This is a genomic window from Geminocystis sp. CENA526, from assembly GCF_050753365.1.
Taxonomy (GTDB): Bacteria; Cyanobacteriota; Cyanobacteriia; order Cyanobacteriales; family Cyanobacteriaceae; genus Geminocystis.
Genome location: NZ_JBLZFY010000283.1, coordinates 1 through 1,339, shown reverse-complemented (window position 1 = coordinate 1,339; position 1,339 = coordinate 1). Strand labels below are relative to the sequence as shown.

Here is a 1,339-nt window from a genome sequence, read left to right as displayed (position 1 = left end):
CGACGCTGCTGTTGCTCACATTGCTCAGGTTACCGCTACCACTAGGCGTACCCGCATTGTCGATAGTCGTTTGCAAGGTGTCTGGATTGGCGCCGTTGCCGTTGGTGCCCAGTGGCAGACCGGTCCAAGTCTCTACCTGCAAACCAGTGCCATCAGGCAGATTCATTTGGCCATTCAGACTCAGCAGAGGCGCATCGGCCACTGGGGTGATATCGATCACCAGCGTGGCAGCTTCGCCCTGGTTGCTGCCATCGGTGGGGCGGAAACCGATATGGGCATAGTCGGCCTGCTGATTGCCGACACCCGTGCCAGCAAAACCATCAAAGCCCGACTCATTCTCACCCGGTGTAAAGCGCAGCTTGCCGGCATCGATATCGGTTTTGCTGATGCTTTGGTTGAGTGAGACGGCAGACCAGGTGCCATCGGTGCCCTGGTACTCCAGGGTTCCGGCAACAGGCACCGTGGTAATGATCACGCCAAGATCGCTCTCAGCCGAATCCGTGTCGCTTATGCCGAAATCACTCCAGTTCAGGGTAATGACGCTGTCCTCGGCGCCGACAAGGGTCGCCAGGTCGGGGTCTACGACCGGTGGCAGGTCAACGACTTGGGTGGCGTTGGCGGCGATGCTGTTGTTTCCGGCCAGATCCTGCGCGGCACCGGCCGGTACGTTGACGGAGATTTCGCCGCCAGTCGGGGTGACGACCAGGGTATAGGTCTGGCCATTGACAGTGGTGAAAGTCCCTTTGTTGCCGTTGGTGACTGTCACATCATCAGCGGTGAAGCCGGTAACGGCTTCGCTAAAGGTGAAGGTGAAGGTCACTGGGCCGTTGGCCACACCAGGAACGTTGTCGCTGATGGTGAGGGTTGGGGCTAGGGTGTCAATGCTGTAGTTGTCGCTTGTCGCACTACTACCCGCGTTGCCAGCGAGGTCTGTGTAGGTGTTGGCCACGGTGATGAGGTTGCTGGTGTCCTCGATATTGGCCGTAGGGGTAAAGGTACCGACCCAGGTGATGCCGCCATCGTTGGAGGTCAGTGTGCCGAGCGTACCGTTCTCCACAGTGACATCACTGTTGTCAAAACCGATGACGGCTTCGCTGAACTGGAATGTAACGGTAGTGGTTTCGCCAATACTCAGCGCTGTGTCGGCAATGGTAATGCTGACCGTAGGGGCGGTGGTGTCGCCGACGATGGCGCTGTCGGTGCCCGGGGCCGAGGTGTTGCCGGCCTGATCGGTGATGGTGGCGCTGACCGCTACGGTGCCGCCGTCAGCCGGACGCGGTGCAGTGGTGGTGTAACCGTTGTCCAGGATGTCCTGGGTGATGGTCACGGATACCGGCGT

1 protein-coding gene is annotated in these 1,339 nt (G+C 59.6%); it reads right to left on the bottom strand.

The features are described 5' to 3' along the window. The coding region (locus ACN4EE_RS23405; RefSeq protein WP_431708913.1) for an Ig-like domain-containing protein at positions 1-1,339 on the bottom strand (1,339 nt) is incomplete at both ends.